The 16,364-nt window shown below is 47.5% G+C and carries 12 protein-coding genes, 1 tRNA gene and 1 pseudogene; 6 read left to right on the top strand and 8 right to left on the bottom strand.

From position 1 onward, the window contains the following. The first annotated feature begins 19 nt into the window (after positions 1-19). The gene (locus ACN6NF_RS15450; protein WP_016822391.1) at positions 20-1,495 is read left to right on the top strand and encodes an aminotransferase class I/II-fold pyridoxal phosphate-dependent enzyme; all 1,476 of its coding nucleotides are present in this window, start codon (positions 20-22) and stop codon (positions 1,493-1,495) included. Positions 1,496-1,609: 114 nt separating this feature from the next. Here ACN6NF_RS15450 and ACN6NF_RS15455 read toward each other — a convergent pair whose 3' ends face one another. After that, positions 1,610-1,915, bottom strand: coding sequence for a DUF1292 domain-containing protein (locus ACN6NF_RS15455; RefSeq protein ID WP_007431055.1), 306 nt, complete (start codon positions 1,913-1,915; stop codon positions 1,610-1,612). 79 nt (positions 1,916-1,994) lie between these two features. Further along, positions 1,995-2,552 (bottom strand): hypothetical protein, encoded by a 558-nt coding sequence (locus ACN6NF_RS15460; protein ID WP_013371897.1) that lies wholly within the window; start codon positions 2,550-2,552, stop codon positions 1,995-1,997. A gap of 200 nt (positions 2,553-2,752) precedes the next feature. Here ACN6NF_RS15460 and ACN6NF_RS15465 point away from each other — a divergent pair, with 200 nt between their 5' ends. After that, positions 2,753-3,511, top strand: a complete 759-nt coding sequence (locus ACN6NF_RS15465) for an MBL fold metallo-hydrolase (RefSeq protein WP_474318473.1) — start codon at positions 2,753-2,755, stop codon at positions 3,509-3,511. A gap of 128 nt (positions 3,512-3,639) precedes the next feature. Here the strand turns inward: ACN6NF_RS15465 and ACN6NF_RS15470 are convergent, their stop codons facing one another. Both ACN6NF_RS15470 and ACN6NF_RS15475 read right to left on the bottom strand, forming a co-directional pair. Further along, the gene (locus ACN6NF_RS15470; RefSeq protein ID WP_013371899.1) at positions 3,640-3,876 is read right to left on the bottom strand and encodes a DUF3892 domain-containing protein; all 237 of its coding nucleotides are present in this window, start codon (positions 3,874-3,876) and stop codon (positions 3,640-3,642) included. 85 nt (positions 3,877-3,961) lie between these two features. Beyond that, positions 3,962-4,405, bottom strand: coding sequence for a GNAT family N-acetyltransferase (locus ACN6NF_RS15475; protein WP_474318475.1), 444 nt, complete (start codon positions 4,403-4,405; stop codon positions 3,962-3,964). Positions 4,406-4,545: 140 nt separating this feature from the next. Here ACN6NF_RS15475 and ACN6NF_RS15480 point away from each other — a divergent pair. After that, positions 4,546-4,617: transfer RNA gene (locus ACN6NF_RS15480), tRNA-Val, on the top strand. Between the two features lie 277 nt (positions 4,618-4,894). On the opposite strand, the gene nirD is transcribed toward ACN6NF_RS15480, so the two are convergent. Next, the gene (gene nirD / locus ACN6NF_RS15485; RefSeq protein WP_474318476.1) at positions 4,895-5,224 is read right to left on the bottom strand and encodes a nitrite reductase small subunit NirD; all 330 of its coding nucleotides are present in this window, start codon (positions 5,222-5,224) and stop codon (positions 4,895-4,897) included. Positions 5,225-5,236: 12 nt separating this feature from the next. Next, a complete protein-coding gene (nirB, locus tag ACN6NF_RS15490) occupies positions 5,237-7,669 on the bottom strand; it encodes a nitrite reductase large subunit NirB (protein ID WP_474318477.1) in 2,433 nt (810 codons plus the stop codon). Positions 7,670-8,115: 446 nt separating this feature from the next. Here nirB (ACN6NF_RS15490) and ACN6NF_RS15495 point away from each other — a divergent pair, with 446 nt between their 5' ends. Further along, a complete protein-coding gene (locus tag ACN6NF_RS15495) occupies positions 8,116-8,718 on the top strand; it encodes an ANTAR domain-containing response regulator (protein WP_474318479.1) in 603 nt (200 codons plus the stop codon). A gap of 19 nt (positions 8,719-8,737) precedes the next feature. Further along, a pseudogene (locus ACN6NF_RS15500) lies at positions 8,738-9,813 on the top strand (anthranilate phosphoribosyltransferase). Between the two features lie 134 nt (positions 9,814-9,947). On the opposite strand, the gene nasC reads toward ACN6NF_RS15500, so the two are convergent. Further along, complete coding sequence (gene nasC / locus ACN6NF_RS15505) at positions 9,948-12,128, bottom strand: assimilatory nitrate reductase catalytic subunit NasC (RefSeq protein WP_474318480.1); 2,181 nt, start codon at positions 12,126-12,128, stop codon at positions 9,948-9,950. 81 nt (positions 12,129-12,209) lie between these two features. Beyond that, positions 12,210-14,390: a nitrite reductase large subunit NirB gene (gene nirB / locus ACN6NF_RS15510; RefSeq protein ID WP_474318481.1), complete on the bottom strand. Its 2,181-nt coding sequence runs from the start codon at positions 14,388-14,390 to the stop codon at positions 12,210-12,212. Positions 14,391-14,820: 430 nt separating this feature from the next. Here nirB (ACN6NF_RS15510) and ACN6NF_RS15515 point away from each other — a divergent pair, with 430 nt between their 5' ends. Beyond that, a complete protein-coding gene (locus ACN6NF_RS15515; protein WP_474318482.1) occupies positions 14,821-16,062 on the top strand; it encodes a nitrate/nitrite transporter in 1,242 nt (413 codons plus the stop codon). Positions 16,063-16,364 lie beyond the last annotated feature (302 nt).

Genomic DNA, 16,364 nt, shown 5'->3' on the forward strand with positions numbered 1-16,364 from the left:
AAAGGTTGTGACAACACTAATGAATCAAAGCAACACCCCGCTTTTTACTGCTTTGAAAAAGCATGCTCAGAGCAACCCGGTTCAATTTCACATCCCAGGTCATAAAAAGGGAGTGGGGGCAGATCGGGAATTTCGCGAATTTATGGGGGATAATGCTTTTTCCATAGATATGATCAACATCGCTCCATTGGACGATCTGCATCAGCCATCAGGTGTTATTGAAGAAGCTCAAAAGCTTGCAGCAGAAGCCTTCGGAGCTGATTATACTTATTACAGTGTACAGGGGACAAGCGGAGCCATTATCACTATGATCATGTCCATTTGCATGCCAGGTGATAAAATTATTGTACCCCGAAATATACACAAATCCATAATGTCTGCCATTATCTTCGCTGGTGCGAAGCCGGTATTCATTTCTCCGGTCAGTGATGAGAATCTCGGTATTCACCACGGGGTTACAACCAAGTCCGTACGCCGGGCATTGGAACGTCACCCTGACGCCAAGGGCGTCCTTGTCATCAACCCGACATATTACGGTGTGTGCGCCGATTTGAAGGAAATTGTAGATCTCGCTCACAGCTATAATGTGCCGGTCCTGGTCGATGAGGCTCACGGAGTACTGATTCATTTTCACGCAGATTTGCCGATGTCCGCCATGGAGGCGGGGGCAGACATGTCAGCTACAAGCGTCCACAAGCTGGGTGGTTCTTTGACTCAAAGCTCGATTCTAAACGTAAATACAAAAAACGGATTCGTTAATCCGCAGCGTGTACAAACTATTTTCAGTATGCTGACAACGACGTCTACTTCGTATATCCTGCTGGCTTCGTTGGACACATCCCGACGCAATCTGGCTCTTAACGGCCATGAAATCGCACAACGTGCTCTGGAATTAGCTGAATATTGCCGTGCAGAGGTTAACAAAATCGAAGGGCTATATTGCTTTGGCAGCGAAATTCTCGGCACGGAAGCTACCTATGATTATGATCCGACGAAAGTGACAGTTCATATTCGCCATTTAGGCCTTACCGGATATGATGTGGAAAATTGGCTGAGAGATCACTACAATATTGAGGTTGAGCTTAGCGATATGTACAATATTCTCTGTTTGGTAACCCCTGGTGATACCAAAGAGGAAATTGACATTTTATTGAAAGCTCTGCGAGAGCTGGCTTCACTGCACTATTCCACAGGTCAGCAGCATGAGCTGGTTGTAAAGATACCGGATATACCACAGCTCTCCCTCATTCCGAGAGACGCTTTTTACGGAGATACGGAAATCGTACCCTTCAAGGAATCTGCTGGCCGTATCATTGCAGAATTCATTTATGTATATCCACCGGGCATCCCAATCCTATTGCCGGGCGAAGTTATTTCGCAGGACAATATTGATTATATTGTAGATCATGTGGAAGTAGGCCTGCCTGTTAAAGGACCTGAGGATCGAACGGTACATCAGGTGAAGGTTATCGTTGAAACTGACGCTATTTCTTAAACAATGATCTGTTAGCATCTGCATGCAAAAAAAAGTTGATGGTCAACAAAAAAAGCCCCCATTTGGGGGCTTTTCTAGTGTTTTGAAGAGCAAGAGCAACTGCTGTATCCAATCTTATTCGTATTGGGCAACAAGCTCGCTATAAGCTGCTTCTACACGCTTCCACTCATCTTCGTCCTCAATATTGTAAAGCACCATTTCTTCGTTTTCTTCTTCCATACGAAGAATGATACCATCCGCTTCAGGATTGCCACGCTCAAGCAACAGAGCATACACGTGATCTTCTACGTCAAAGGTCTCTACCAGCACCATTTCTACATCTTTGCCATTTTCATCAGTTAGCGTAAGAACCATTTCTTCATGTTCGTGGTCATGATCGTGGTTGCAGGCTTCACCGTGTTCATGTTTGTGATCACTCATGGAAATACCTACCTTCAAATTGTTTTATTTTCCCTCGTATCGTAACATGATCAAGAGTGCAGGTCAATTTGTGGTATGCCTAATTTATCGCTGTAATGACTTTTTCGGATACCAGTGTGTAACTACCGTCTTTACTTTCTTTAATGTAGAAACCGACCCGATAGTTCCCTGCTGTTTTGAAATCATACGTAAAGTCATTCGTACGGAACCAGAAGTTATCCTTTTGCGCTCCTTTGATATCTTGGGACTGAATATCCTTTACATTGCCCGAAGGGTCGGTAATCGCTACTTTTACTCCGGAGATATCTGTTTTCAGGGTATCAATTTGGCTGAAAACATTAAACTTCACTTTGTTACCTTTATTCACGTTACCAAACACAGTATCTCCCTTGAACAGGAACATATGCACGTTTGGCTGATCGAAAACAACTTTCCCACCAGAGGGATCAAAATTTACAAGTCCATTAAAATCACGGATAGGCACATAAGTTTTCCCATCAATGACAACTGCTCCATCTTTTGACACTTCTCCGTTAATAATCAACTGCACTTGGTCCTTGGCGGACTCCGCCGAAATGACGGTCCCTCCCATTATTGAAAAGGCCATCACTAGGGCCATCACTTTTCTCCATTTCATACTACATATCCCTCCATCGTTATCTGTTAAAAACCATCTGTCGTACATTTATACCTAGCTCAGCCGCACAAGTTGCGCTGTGTTTCACAAATTGTCCAAAGTTTTTACATAAGGAGCCAAATCTTTAGTTCCCGCAGCCTAGATGTTAAAATACGATTGTAGATTGTCTTATTACACATCGTCTGGAGGGTGAATCCATAATGGGCCTAACGATACAAATGCTTGGTACAGGTAGCGCCTTTGCCAAGCATTATTACAACAACAACGCGCTGCTGGATAGCGGGGAAGGCAAGCTGCTGATCGATTGCGGTACAACCGCATCTCTAGCATTACACCAGATGGGTGTCCCTTTGCCTGATATTGACGCTATTTTAATTACACATATTCACGCAGATCATGTCGGAGGCCTAGAGGAATTCGGTTTTCAAATGAATATCCTCCATCGTCGTAAACCTCTGCTTTATATCGCCGAACCATTAATCCACCCTTTATGGGAGCATACGCTCAAGGGCGGCATGTCACAGCAAGGTATGATTGACAAGCTTGAGGATGTATTTGAGGTAAATGTCATAACCCCTGGCGTACCCACCACCTTAGTAGCGGGTATCCAGGTAGAACTGATCCCTACACGGCATATTCCTGGTAAAAACAGTTACTCTTTGTTCATAAATGATCGTCTTTTCTATAGTGCGGACATGGTTTTTGATCCCGATTTACTTCATCATCTGGTGCATGAACGGGGATGTCGGAGCATTTTACATGAGGTTCAATTACAAGGCGCTGGAGAAGTCCATACAACGTTAGATGAGCTGCTAAGCTTGACAACACCTCTTCAAGAACAAATTCATCTGATGCACTATAGTGACGATATGGAACAATTTAGAGATAAGGCAGGGATTATGTCCTTTCTGGAGCAGCAACGAGTATATCCGCTAGCAGAATTGGAACGAGCAGAGTGACCGAGCTAAAGGAAGCTTGAACAATGAACAAAAAGCCGCCAGGCTTTCCTACAAAGGATAGCCTGGCGGCTTGCTGCATATTTTTTGTATACAATGATAAGATTGGAACTTAATGTTGTGAGCCAAAGTCAGAACAACGGCAGTTGATCCAGGTTATTAGAAGGGTCTCCATCGGCATCCCCTCGAATTCGTTTGCTTCCATCCTTGGCCTTGAACACGTTGACGCCTGCAATGGAGCCAGCTTCAATCTCGTTCAACGCTTGGCTATAATCCAAAATCCGTCCAGTAGATGTTTGAAATGACGTAAGATCGCCATCCCCGTTTTTACGTACTGCCGTAATTTGTTCTCGTTCTGTATTAGCCATGCTGCATCGCTCCTTATCCATAGTATAGTGGAGGAACTTTACTAGCATGCGCAATGCACAGCTTTGTATACACTCTGTGCCTCGACTACAACTTTTTACGCATACGTATGTGCGGTATTCCCGCATCATCAAAAGGTTCATCGGAGATCGTTTCATAGCCAAGCTTTTCGTAAAACTTCTCAGCTTGACATTGAGCATCTAACAACGAGTATCTCAGCCCAAGTTCACGTGCACGTTCCTCCAGTGCTAGTAGTAATACACGTCCATAACCTGCTGCACGATGCTCTTTGAGAACGGCAATACGTTGCATTTTAGCTGTATCCTCATCATAATATGTCAACCGACCAGTAGCCACCATTTCCCCATGTTCACAAATTAGCAAATGATGGGCGGTATCTCCCAGCTTGTCATAATGATCAATTTCAAGATCTAGAGGAACCTTTTGCTCTTCGACAAACACTTTGGTACGGATCGATATTGCCTTCTGCAGTTGCTCTTCTGTTGTTACAGTTATAATTTCTGCGGCCATCATTTGTTCCTCCTATCCTTAATTTCAAATGTAAACTCGCTAAATTTGAATTATATATATAAATAGTCATGAAGTACAGGCTGATTTCTATTTTTTCACTTTACATATATGGTTAATACATGATATTATCTAGTAACTACAGGACGGTAGCTCAGCGGGAGAGCATTATCTTGACAGGGTAAGGGTCATGGGTTCGATCCCCATCCGTCCTATTCGTCAGAAGCCTTGATTTTCAAGGCTTTTTTTGTTTGTTTGAAGATAAAGCAAATGGTGCCGAGACGAGAAACTGGTCATTGTTTAAGATTTAAGCGACAAAAAAGCCAACCGGAAATAAGGTTGACTTTTTTATATACTCTAACACTACACTTAAGCAGCAATATCTCTTTTTTCAGCAAGATTGAATTCTAGAGAATTGTTCGGCAATACGTATCTCTTCTATTATATAGAAGAACAAATAGTCCAGCCCCAAGCACAATATACACGGAACCCCTAGATTACGATATAAACAGCTCCACTCTCACTGTCAATCTCTGTGGGATAAGTGGTCACACATCCAGTATCCGGCTCTCTCACCTGGCCAGTAGACAGGTCGACTTTCCAGTCATGAAGCGGACAATGAACCACCGACCCACATACCATTCCTTCGGATAACCGCCCCCCTTTGTGTGGACAACGGTTCTCAATCGCACGCACGCTGCCGTCACTAAGGCGAAATACGGCTATCTCTGCATTATGAATGCGAACTGTTCTTGCCCCACGTCGGTCAATTTCGTTCAGATCTGCTATCCTGATTCTACTGCTTATCGTATTGCTCTCCATTTGGTAAGCCCCCTATTCCATTACTGCCTTAAGCTCCGGCAGCTGTACAAAGTTTTTGCGCAGCTCTTCGTCATGAATGATTTCGTGCCACGGATCAGTCGTTGTGCTTAACGTCTCCTCTATTCTGCTTACCAGTTGCTGCCTCGTCTCCGCATTTGCTAGTACCTGTTTGATCGAGTCTAAGCCTACCCGTTCTACCCAATGTGCTGTTCGCTCGTTCCAATTCGCCTGTTCACGGTAATACTGCAGATAGGCACCAGTCCATTCCATCACTTCATCCTCGGTTTTTACAGTACACAGCAGTTCTGCTGCCCGCACCTTAATACCGCCATTACCTCCAATATAGATCCCCCAGCCACCGTCAATAGCGACAACACCCAAGTCTTTGATCGTCGCTTCTGCGCAGTTACGCGGACAGCCCGACACAGCCAGTTTGACTTTGGATGGCGCATTCAGACGTTCGAATGCCTTTTCCAACCGGATGCCCATACCCATAGCATCCTGTGTGCCGAAGCGACAAAAAGTGTTACCGACGCACGTCTTGACCGTTCGTAATGTCTTTCCATATGCATATCCCGACGGCATATCCAATTCAGACCAGATTCCCGGTAAATCCTCCTTTTTCACACCAAGCAAGTCAAGACGTTGGCCCCCCGTAAATTTAACCAAAGGCACATTGTATTTCTCCGCGACATCAGCAATCTTCTTCAGGTCGGCAGGTGAAGTAACTCCTCCATAAATGCGGGGTACCACAGAGTAGGTGCCATCCTTCTGGATATTGGCATGGTATCTTTCATTCGTGAATCTGGATTCCTTCTCATCCTCATAATCCAGTGGCCACAGCATACCTAGATAATAATTGAGGGCCGGCCGGCATTTGGTGCATCCTTCAGGCTCGTTCCAGCCCAGCACGTTCATCACTTCTTTGACGCTCTTCAACCCCATTTCCCGGATCCCATCAATAATCGCTTCCCGATCAAGTGATGTACAGCCACATATCCCCTCTTTAATTGATTCTCCGGTTTCTGCACCTGCGTACAGCTGTAAGAGCCCCTCGACTACTGGCTTGCAGCCGCCGCATGATGCCGATGCCTTCGTGCAGGCCTTAATCTCCCCAAGACTCTTGCAGCCAGCCGCAACGGCCTCTCCAATGTCACCCTTGGATACACCATTACATCCGCATACAATTTCGTCTTCAGGCATCTGCTCCAGCATCATGGTGCCACTACCTTCTGGTTGACCGGGATTAAAACCAAGTAATAACTCTTTCTCTCGACCCACCACCGACTCGCCACTTTTAATCAGAGAAAACAACATGGCTCCATCAGACGTATCCCCAAATAGAACGGCTCCGATCAGTTTTTCTTCCTTGATGACGATTTTTTTGTAGACGCCACCAATATCATCCTGATACCGCAGAGATCGTGTTTCCGGCTCATCCTTGTAATTCCCTGCTGAAAACACATCGACACCCGATACCTTCAACCTTGTCGAAGTAACGGAACCACTGTAGCCAGGAGTCTCCATTCCTGCGAGTCGCTGAGCCAGGACACCCCCCTGCTCATATAATGGGGCAACCAGACCGTATGTGATTCCCCGGTGTTCTGCACATTCTCCAACAGCATATATGCCGGGAATATTCGTTTCCATGTGATCATTTACGATGATGCCGCGGTTTACGGGAATTCCTGCCGACATCGCCAGTTCAATATCTGGTTTGATGCCTACCGCCATAACGATCAGATCCGCTTCCAGTTCGCTGCCATCAGCAAACTTCAACCCTTCCACGCGATGACGCCCGGTGATAGCCGCCGTCCGCTTATTGACCAGAAAAGTCATTCCCTGTTCCTCTAGCTCGCGCCGTAACATAAGGGAAGCGGCCTCATCCAACTGCCGGTCCATAATATATCCGTTGATATGAATAACTGTAACGTCCATCCCCAAATTGAGCAGTCCCCTGGCTGCCTCTAGCCCAAGCAATCCGCCGCCGATGACGGCCGCCTTTTTGCGCGTCTTCGCCGTCTCCATCATCGTCTCGCAGTCACGGATATCCCGGAACCCGATCACACCGTCCTTGTCGGCTCCTGGAAGCGGCAGGATGAAAGCTTTAGAACCTGTTGCCAACAACAATAAATCATAAGAGACACATACACCGGATCGTGAAGTCACCTGCCGCTTTTCCGTATCAATAGCTGTGACAGGATCATCGGTAAACAATCGGATATTATTGTCTTCATACCAACTCCAATCGTTGATGACAATATCCTGCAAACCAGCTCCTCCAGCCAGAACAGAGGACAGCATGATCCGATTATAGTTTGGATGGGGCTCGGCTCCGAATACCGTAATTTCATAAGCTCCTGGTGCAATCTTCAGCAAATGTTCGAGAGTGCGTATCCCCGCCATTCCGTTGCCAACCAGCACTAATTTTTGGATGTAGTTCATTAGGCCACTCCCTCTCCATTTTCTATCCTTAAAACATAAAAAGCCTGCTTCACATACGGGGATGCAAAAACATCCCTCCCCATGTGAAAACAGGCTCCATTGCCGTTTCATTGAATACGCCGTTGTATCCATCAGAGTATGATTTTAAAGTACTGTAGCCAATATATAACGATTCAAATCACATGTCAATATTCCTCACGCATTATCTCGCGAAAAAAATATATTTTATCACAAAGTAACATATTCATTACGTATAAAATATCACTCTTCTACAAAATTAGGATTGATTTTCAGTCCAAAACACGCCAAAATGGTTTAAAAGTCCGTTTCCACTTCATTATGATGGAAGATAGAACCATCTCACAAAGTCTGATGTCATATTTCTTATCAAAGGATATAATCCCCATTGCTAATTAACCTTCATGTTAAAGAGAGGAGGATTCTACTTGCGTTCCTTGTTGGTAATTCACTCACATGCTAACCCTGCATCCGAGCAGACAGACGCCATTCCATCATGGCAGGCAGGACCTGAGCACCTTTTAGAATCCAACGGATACCTGCCTTTGCCCTGCCGCCATGAATCTGAAATCAAACAACTCATCCATAATGCAGATGCGGCCGTACTGAACATACCTATCGGCACAATCAGCATGTGGAGCAGCAGGTTGGAGCAAACCAAAGCAATTCCGTTGCTCTGGTGGTGCAGCGCGACATCAGCGCTGTCATCGACGGAAGCTTGCGAAGAAGATGTGACTGTCGACGGTATTCTAACCCCTTCCATGGCAGCCCATGAGCTGAATTGGGCTCTTCATTTTAGCGCCAAACGCTTTTTTGAACGCCAGCATTGGCAAAGTGAACGCAACCAACTGACCGCTCGGCTGGAAGAACGCAAATGGATTGATATGGCAAAGGGGATACTTGGCGAAGTAAACGGCATCCCGGAAGCAGAAGCATATGATCTGCTGCGTAAAAAAGCGATGAATGAGCGCAAACGAATCGTTGATGTGGCCATCTCCATTGTGAAAGCACAGCAAATGCTAAAAGCATAAATCTGAAAGGGGCCTGCACATGAATATCATTGAAATATTAAAAGAAGTCGCACGCGGCAAAAGAGGCGCGCGTGATCTGAGCTATGCCGAAGCCGAAGCTGCCGCCGAACTGATTATGACCCGGTCGGCAACCCCTGCTCAAATCGGAGCCTTCTTTGCCGCGGAACGCATCAAAATGGAGAGTGTTGCCGAGCTGGAAGCATTCGTTAATGTCTGTCGTAAATATTCCCACCGCTTCCCTATGAAGAAAGGCATTGATTTCGCTGGTCCGTACGACGGTAGGAAGTCATCATTTATTGCCACCTTCGCAACTGCCTTTCTACTTGCCTCATATGGAATACCTGTAACGATGCATGGCAGTGCCCCCCTCCCTCCCAAATGGGGGGGGTTACACTCCCACTTTTGTTGCAGGAGATGGGGGTAGCGATTGCGGACATGACACACGAAACCGCCATCCATGCTGCGAAGCAGACAGGCGTGCTTTTCGTCGTTTCCGAACAATGGTGCACGCCCCTGCGGGATCTGCGGCCTATTCGCGAAGAGTTGGGGCTTCGCACAGTACTGAACACAGCCGAGAAACTGGTCGATTATGGTTCCTCCCCGCATATTGTATTTGGTGTTTTCCACAACACCGTATTCGACAAGACGGCGAAAGTCATGCAGAATCTAAATTATCGCAGGGCTTTGATCATCCAGGGGAGCGAAGGATCGGAGGACCTGTTCATCGATCGACCGACCCGGACTTACCTGTTTGCTGACGGCGAGGTGTCACTCCAGGTTATAGATCCCGAAATGTACGGGCTGGATTCGGTAGTACCAGAACACAACTGGACCCCCGCTGAACAGCTGCGCATATCAGAGGAGGTGCTGCAAGGTACAGCTCCTACTGCCTTCTCGAATCAAGTGTTGCTCAATGGCGCAGTACGACTGTTCGTTGCAGGGCGAGTCGACTCCATCGAGGAAGGCTTGTACACCTGCAAACCACTGCTAGAAAACGGGGGTGCCTGGAATTTGTACTGCCGCTGGCGTGAAGCTATGCTGAGAAAAGAAATAAAAACAGGTGCCAACACATCCGAACCCCATTTTCATTTATAAAACTCGCCTCCTACAGTCCAACATTTATCGGGACATAAACTGAACTACTCAAAAAGGTCCGCCCCCATGCTCATGCAAAGGGGGGGCGGACCTTTTATGCAAGGAAAAAGAAGATGCACTCACACCTTCCTGTTCTAGATCTGTGACCACCCCTTGTTGTGTCCACTGGTTGCAGATACAGCTAGGCGGAGGGGACGGATGCGTACAGCAGCCGTTTTGAAACCAGGCATCCGGCAGAACGGATCAAGGTCAGGGCGGGTCGCCCGATTTACATTTTGTGCCCCGCCCCAATGCATAGGTACGAAAAGCGTGTCTTCGCGAATATGTGGCTTGATCCGGCTGCGGACAGTGAAACTGCCGCGCCGGGATGTTATTTCCACCCACTCCCCGTCCCTGATATACCAGCGCCGCGCTGTATGCGGATGAATTTCTACATAATTCTCAATCTCACGCGCGGCCAACGAAGGACTTCTGCGTGTTTGCGCCCCAGTCAAATAGTGAGACAGCACACGGCCATTCGTCAAAGTAAGCGGGTATTCCTCGCATATTTCCTCTCCTGCTCCACAGCTTTCAACCACTGTAAAAACAGCCCTTCGGTCGGAAAGAGCAAAGCTTTCCCGAAACATCGTATCCGTACCAGCTTCATCCGTAGATGGGCATGGCCAATACACCCCTTCCTCGCGACGCAGCCTGTCATAAGTGATCCCGTAATAATCAGCAAGTCCCCCTCGGCTAGCGAGACGCAGTTCTTCAAAGATATCCTCTGTATCCTTATATGCGAAGTGCCTCCCCTTGTTCAGCCTTGCAGCTATCTGGCATAAAATGCTCCAGTCATCTCTAGCTTCGCCCGGCGCTAGACGCACCGCTTCCCGCAGCAAAACACGGCCTTCCAGATTAGTCATCGTCCCCGTATTCTCCAAATATGACGTCACAGGCAAAACAACGTCGGCTAGCCGCGCGGTTTCAGTGAGAAACATATCCGCCACAACCAACAAATCCAGCTTTTTGAGCGCGTCCTCCACCAACCGTGCATTCGGGTTAGATACAACAGGATTAGAGCCCATCACGAATAGCGCTTGAATTTCTCCCTGATTCACAAGCTCCATCATTTCATAGGCCGACACTCCTTTTCCCGGCAAACTGCTTGGTTCAACTCCCCAAACGGAAGCAACATAGGCTCGGTCTTCTTCATTCTCAATCGATCTGTAGCCAGGAAGCTGGTCAGCCTTTTGACCGTGCTCTCGCCCCCCTTGCCCGTTTCCCTGACCTGTGATGGCACCATACCCACACCCTTCTCTTCCAATCTTTCCGGTGGCCAGCACGAGATTAAGAAATGCACGCACCGCCATATGCCCATCTGTCTGCTGTTCGACACCCCTGGCCGTAAAGACGATGCCAGCCTCCACACCGCCAAAGACATGTGCTGCCTGCCGGATCATTTCTGCCTCAATTCCGCACAACGCAGCCGATTCGTTCAGATCCAGCCCATTCAAATGAATCAATAGCTGGTCATAGCCGTTGGTCCGATTACGGATAAATTCTTCATTAACCAATCCCTTATCCACGATGACCTTTAGCATGGCATTGGCCAGCACAGCATCCGTACCTGGTCTGATTTGCAGGTGCAGATCGGCTATTGCCGCTGTGGGAGTCGCGCGCGGGTCAATTACGATGATAAACGCACCATTTTCCTTCGCTTGGTGAAAATAAGGCATTAACGTTGGCTGACATTCAGCGATATTCGTACCTGCAAGCACAATACAACGAGCCAACGGAATATCAGCCAGCCTGCAGGTCAGTCCGCGGTCAACACCAAACACTTTGCTACCAGCAGATGCTGCTGCCGACATGCAAAAGCGCCCGTTATAATCGATATAGCGTGTACCTATAGCCACTCTGGCAAATTTCCCGAGTAAATAAGCCGTTTCGTTCGACAGCGAGCCTCCGCCATAAATACCGATTCCATCAGGACCCTGCGTGGACATCAGCGAAGAAAAACTGCTAGTTACAGCATCCATCGCCTCTCCCCATTGGACGGGAACAAGCTTGCCCTCTTTGCGCAGAAGGGGCTGTGTCAGCCTTTCCGCATGAGTTGCATGCTGATGCGCATTCATCCCCTTGATGCACAACCTGCCTTGCGAGGCTGCGTTAGGTTTCCCCTCCGCTTTAAACACCGTTCGAACGATACCCGCGAGTGTCTCTGTTTCCGTACTAACGGTCATCTTACATTGCACGCTGCAAAATGGGCACTGTGTCTCCACCACAGGGAGGACGTATTGACCGGCTTCCAGTTTGTTTTCTCCTGACTGACACATAAAAGTCACCTTCCCTCTCCACTCGCCGCAATGTTATTATCTTCGCATACTAATCTATCGCTACAATTACCATCCAACCCGTTAACCTGTCAGCATGGTGGACCGCAGGTCACCGAACAGCTCACTTCGCAGAGTAGCGTCGAGCACACTTTCCCGCAGCGCTAGAACGCCAGTCCGTTCAATCCATTCCCACATTTTTTCCCCATACCTAGCACTATGCCTATATATTTGCAAGCAGGTTACGACCATCAGCACCACTTCTTCCAGATTCTCCTCCAATCCAAGCAGCAATCCCTGACGAACCGGATGCCCTGCATGACCACCAGCATAAACCTCCCAACCTGCTGGTGATTGGGAGATTCCAATGTCATGGACAAGCACGCCACCGGGATACTCTGAACCCGGACTAACAGCAACCGCAACTGGTGACGGTAATGAAAGACTGCCCCATACTGCCGTCAGCCGCTCTCTTAACCAGATCACTCCACCAAAAGCCTGATCCATCGGGGCAGGGTCAACAAAATCCCGATGCTCTGCATTCAAATTTGTAAAACTTAGGCCAACAGAACCCACTTCCCCTTCCCCTCCGTATGGTACGGTGGACTGAATCGCAACGCCTGTTCCCAGTTGATTTGTTGCAGATCCATTCCGTAAACCTAGAGTTTCCAGATAATAAAGTACAGCCGGACGACATAATTCACACCCCTGCTGTCTGGTCCAACCGAGACGGGACACCACTTCCTCTGGAGTTCGACAGACTTCATCCGCCATCGCTTTCTTTAGAGAATCATGATCATAATGTGTACAACCACACACAGGGACAACCTCTTGAGCAGTCGGAGTAACCACAGGTCCAGAAGCTGCCGCTCGGGACAAAGCATTTTTGACCAGTGCAGCCACTAGCGGCCGGCAGCCACCGCAGGAGCCGGACGCTTTGGTCCGACTCTTCACCTCTTCGACCGTTTTCAACTTATCCGTGGCGATTGCTCGCAAAATATCACCCTTGCTCACACCATTGCATGCGCATACCGTCTCTCCTTCGGGCAGTGCTTCCGCAGCATCCTCTGCTCTGCTTTTGCTGTTATTCTGGAATGTAAGCTCTGTAGCTGGCACACCGCGGCGTACCATTCCAAGCAAAGAGGTGCTTTCCGCCGTATCCCCGAACAAAATAGCTCCAGTGACAGCGCCGGCGCGCATCATCACTTTTTTGTAAATCTCCTGCATACCGTTATACTCCATGATTGCAATCTCGCTTCCCTCTTCACGAATGTCTCCTGCCGAAAACACATGAATTCCCGCAACCTTGAGCTGCGCATAGGGAACCGTTCCTTCATAAGGAGCCGTTTCACGACCACAAATCACCTCTGCTAGCACTTTGCCCTGCTCATATAGCGGCGCCACCAACCCATATGAAATCCCGCGGTGCTCAGCACATTCGCCAACTGCGTAAACACCAGGAATACTCGTGCGCATATAATCGTCCACGACAATGGCACGGTTTACTGTCAGACCACTGTCCTGAGCCAAAGCGATATTGGGCCGGATACCAACCGCCAGCACGACCAAGTCTGTTTCCAATCTGTTCCCGTCCGCAAACATCAATCCTTGTGCCCGATTGCGGCCTATAATATTGACCGTATCCTTCGCCAAATGAAACCGCATGCCCTGCTGCTCCAACCGCCGTTGTAAAAGCACAGCCGCAGTATGGTCAAGCTGACGATTCATCAGATACTGCGCATTATGAACAACGTCAGTTTCCATCCCCAGATTTAGCAAGCCTTGAGCAGCCTCAAGTCCCAATAGCCCTCCTCCGATGACGGTGGCCTTGCGGTACGTTTTGGCATATCTGGCCATGGTTTCACAGTCATTTACATCACGAAAAGCGATTACTCCCTCTTTTCGGACTCCGGGAATGGGAGGAATGAAAGGCAAAGAGCCAGTTGCCAGTATGAGAATGTCATAGGGCTCTTGAATGCCGGATACCGTTTCCACCATACTGGTTGCTACATCAATACGACACACACGTTCACCAGCTTGCAACTTTACCCCATTTTCTTCATACCAGTCCCAGTTATGGGTAACGATATGTTGGAACGAGCTCTCCTCCTGGAGCATTTTGGACAGGAGCACACGGTTGTACCCGGGCCGCGGTTCCGCACCAAATATTGTGATTCGGAAAAGGTTCGGCTCCAGACTGAGAATTTCCTCCACACATTTGATGCCTGCCATACCATTACCGATGACGACCAGTCTTTTTGTCATAATTAATCCAGCCCCATTCTCCGAACTAAAATAAGACAGAAAAAGCCCTTCTCCATTCGATGGAAAAGGGCACCGTTGCCGTAAATGTCGGCACATCGTTGTACCGATATGTACTTAAGATTACTTAATTGTGAGTTCTATGTCAATATTTAATACATGATACCTGTGTTTAAATCTAAATTTTTAATTCATCATAATTTTAATGTAATATATATTGACACAATCAGAATGTCTTTTTATAATTTGAGTTAAAATCACTACAATAATGTGATCATACCCAAGCGACACACAATGAGGTGTGTCAAACACGGCAATGAAGCCGCAAAGCGTTCCCAGATACCAATGTCGGAACAATTTGCGGCTTTTTTATGTTCAACAGAAGACTGAGGCCTGAGCTCTGCAAACAACAATAGAACAGGAGAGATGGAGAATGAAGAAAAAAAGTTTCTGGCACAGCGGACACAAGCCCACCCTTTTTGGCTCTTTTTTGTATTTTGATATTAGCTTTATGATATGGGGAATGATTGGACCGTTGGTCGTTGTCATTGCTAATGATTATCCAATGGACCCTGTACAAAAAGCCAACCTTGTCGCTCTCCCGATACTCAGCGGCTCTCTGTTGCGACTCGTGCTTGGATTCATGTCAGATTATATCGGTCCGAAGCTCACGGGACAGATCGGTATGCTTGTCACGATCATTCCTCTCCTGCTCGGCTGGCTGTGGGTTGATTCGCTGGAACAGTTGTACACTGTCGCCCTGCTTCTGGGTGTGGCCGGCGCCTCATTTGCAGCTGCACTACCGTTGGCTGGCCAATGGTACCCTAAAGAGCATCAAGGTCTGGCCATGGGAATTGCCGGAGCTGGCAACAGTGGGACCGTCCTCGCAACTTTGTTTGCCAACCGCATTGCCCAGCATTTTGGCAGTTGGGAGGTCGTGTTTGGATTGGCCATTATCCCAATTTTCATCGTCTTTGTTCTGTTCAGTATTTTTGCCCGCAACAGCCCTCATCGCCCAGCACCAAAAAGTCTGGCGCAATATGCTTCGGTGCTCAAACAGAGGGATGCCTGGGTGTTCTGTGCCTTTTATTGCGTGACGTTCGGCGGGTTCGTCGGCCTTTCTAATTATTTGACCATTTTCTTCAATACCCAATACGGCCTCTCTGCGGTGCATGCCGCTGATTTTGCGACCGTTTGTGTTATTGCCGGAAGCTTCTTTCGTCCTGTAGGCGGCTTTTTGTCTGATCGAATTGGTGGTTCTCGCATGTTAATGTATTTGTATGCCGGGGCCGGGATGATGCTCGCCAGCATTGCATTTTTGCCACCACTTGCCGTAGTCGTAGTTCTGCTGTTCGTAGGCATGATGTGCCTTGGGGCTGGCAACGGCTCCGTATTCCAGCTTGTGCCGCAGCGATTCGGCAACGAAATCGGGCTTATGACCGGCATCGTCGGCGCTGCTGGTGGCATAGGCGGATACTGTCTTCCCCTTATTCTGGGCCATCTGTACAAATTAACGGGTTCTTACATGCCTGGCTTCATCTGTCTAAGTCTGATCACATTCTGTGCTTTTGTCCTCGTCATTATCATGCAATTGAAATGGCGCAACAGCTGGATGCAACGCTCTGTTCCAGGCGCTAATGAAGCCGTTAACCGAATCGGAGAATTAAATATCTGACTATCCACGAAATAGACAGCCACAAAACATTTAGATTTTAAGCCTCAATTATCCCTTATAATAAAAAATAGCTTAACTTCATTTATAGAAAAAGGAGTTAAGCTATCCCCTCGTATATATATTCAACCAAATCATAAAAGCTATGAAAAAAGTCACATTTAATGAATATTTACCGAAAAAATTATGAAAATTAAATGAATTTTTCAGTTGAAAATCATTGAAAATCGCTTTCATTTTCATATTTTTTCTTATGTAAACACTTATATAACCATTTTTCACACAACATACTTGTTCACTTGGTT

The organism is Paenibacillus sp. TSM33, from assembly GCF_056099025.1.

Bases quoted from the DNA above. Each gene is read 5' to 3' on its own strand.
- ACN6NF_RS15450 (WP_016822391.1), top strand. From the start codon at position 20: ATGAATCAAAGCAACACCCCGCTTTTTACTGCTTTGAAAAAGCATGCT.
- ACN6NF_RS15455 (WP_007431055.1), bottom strand. From the start codon at position 1,915: ATGAGTGATCACAAACATGAACACGGTGAAGCCTGCAACCACGATCAT.
- ACN6NF_RS15460 (WP_013371897.1), bottom strand. From the start codon at position 2,552: ATGAAATGGAGAAAAGTGATGGCCCTAGTGATGGCCTTTTCAATAATG.
- ACN6NF_RS15465 (WP_474318473.1), top strand. From the start codon at position 2,753: ATGGGCCTAACGATACAAATGCTTGGTACAGGTAGCGCCTTTGCCAAG.
- ACN6NF_RS15470 (WP_013371899.1), bottom strand. From the start codon at position 3,876: ATGGCTAATACAGAACGAGAACAAATTACGGCAGTACGTAAAAACGGG.
- ACN6NF_RS15475 (WP_474318475.1), bottom strand. From the start codon at position 4,405: ATGGCCGCAGAAATTATAACTGTAACAACAGAAGAGCAACTGCAGAAG.
- nirD (WP_474318476.1), bottom strand. From the start codon at position 5,224: ATGGAGAGCAATACGATAAGCAGTAGAATCAGGATAGCAGATCTGAAC.
- nirB (WP_474318477.1), bottom strand. From the start codon at position 7,669: ATGAACTACATCCAAAAATTAGTGCTGGTTGGCAACGGAATGGCGGGG.
- nasC (WP_474318480.1), bottom strand. From the start codon at position 12,128: ATGTGTCAGTCAGGAGAAAACAAACTGGAAGCCGGTCAATACGTCCTC.
- nirB (WP_474318481.1), bottom strand. From the start codon at position 14,390: ATGACAAAAAGACTGGTCGTCATCGGTAATGGTATGGCAGGCATCAAA.
- ACN6NF_RS15515 (WP_474318482.1), top strand. From the start codon at position 14,821: ATGAAGAAAAAAAGTTTCTGGCACAGCGGACACAAGCCCACCCTTTTT.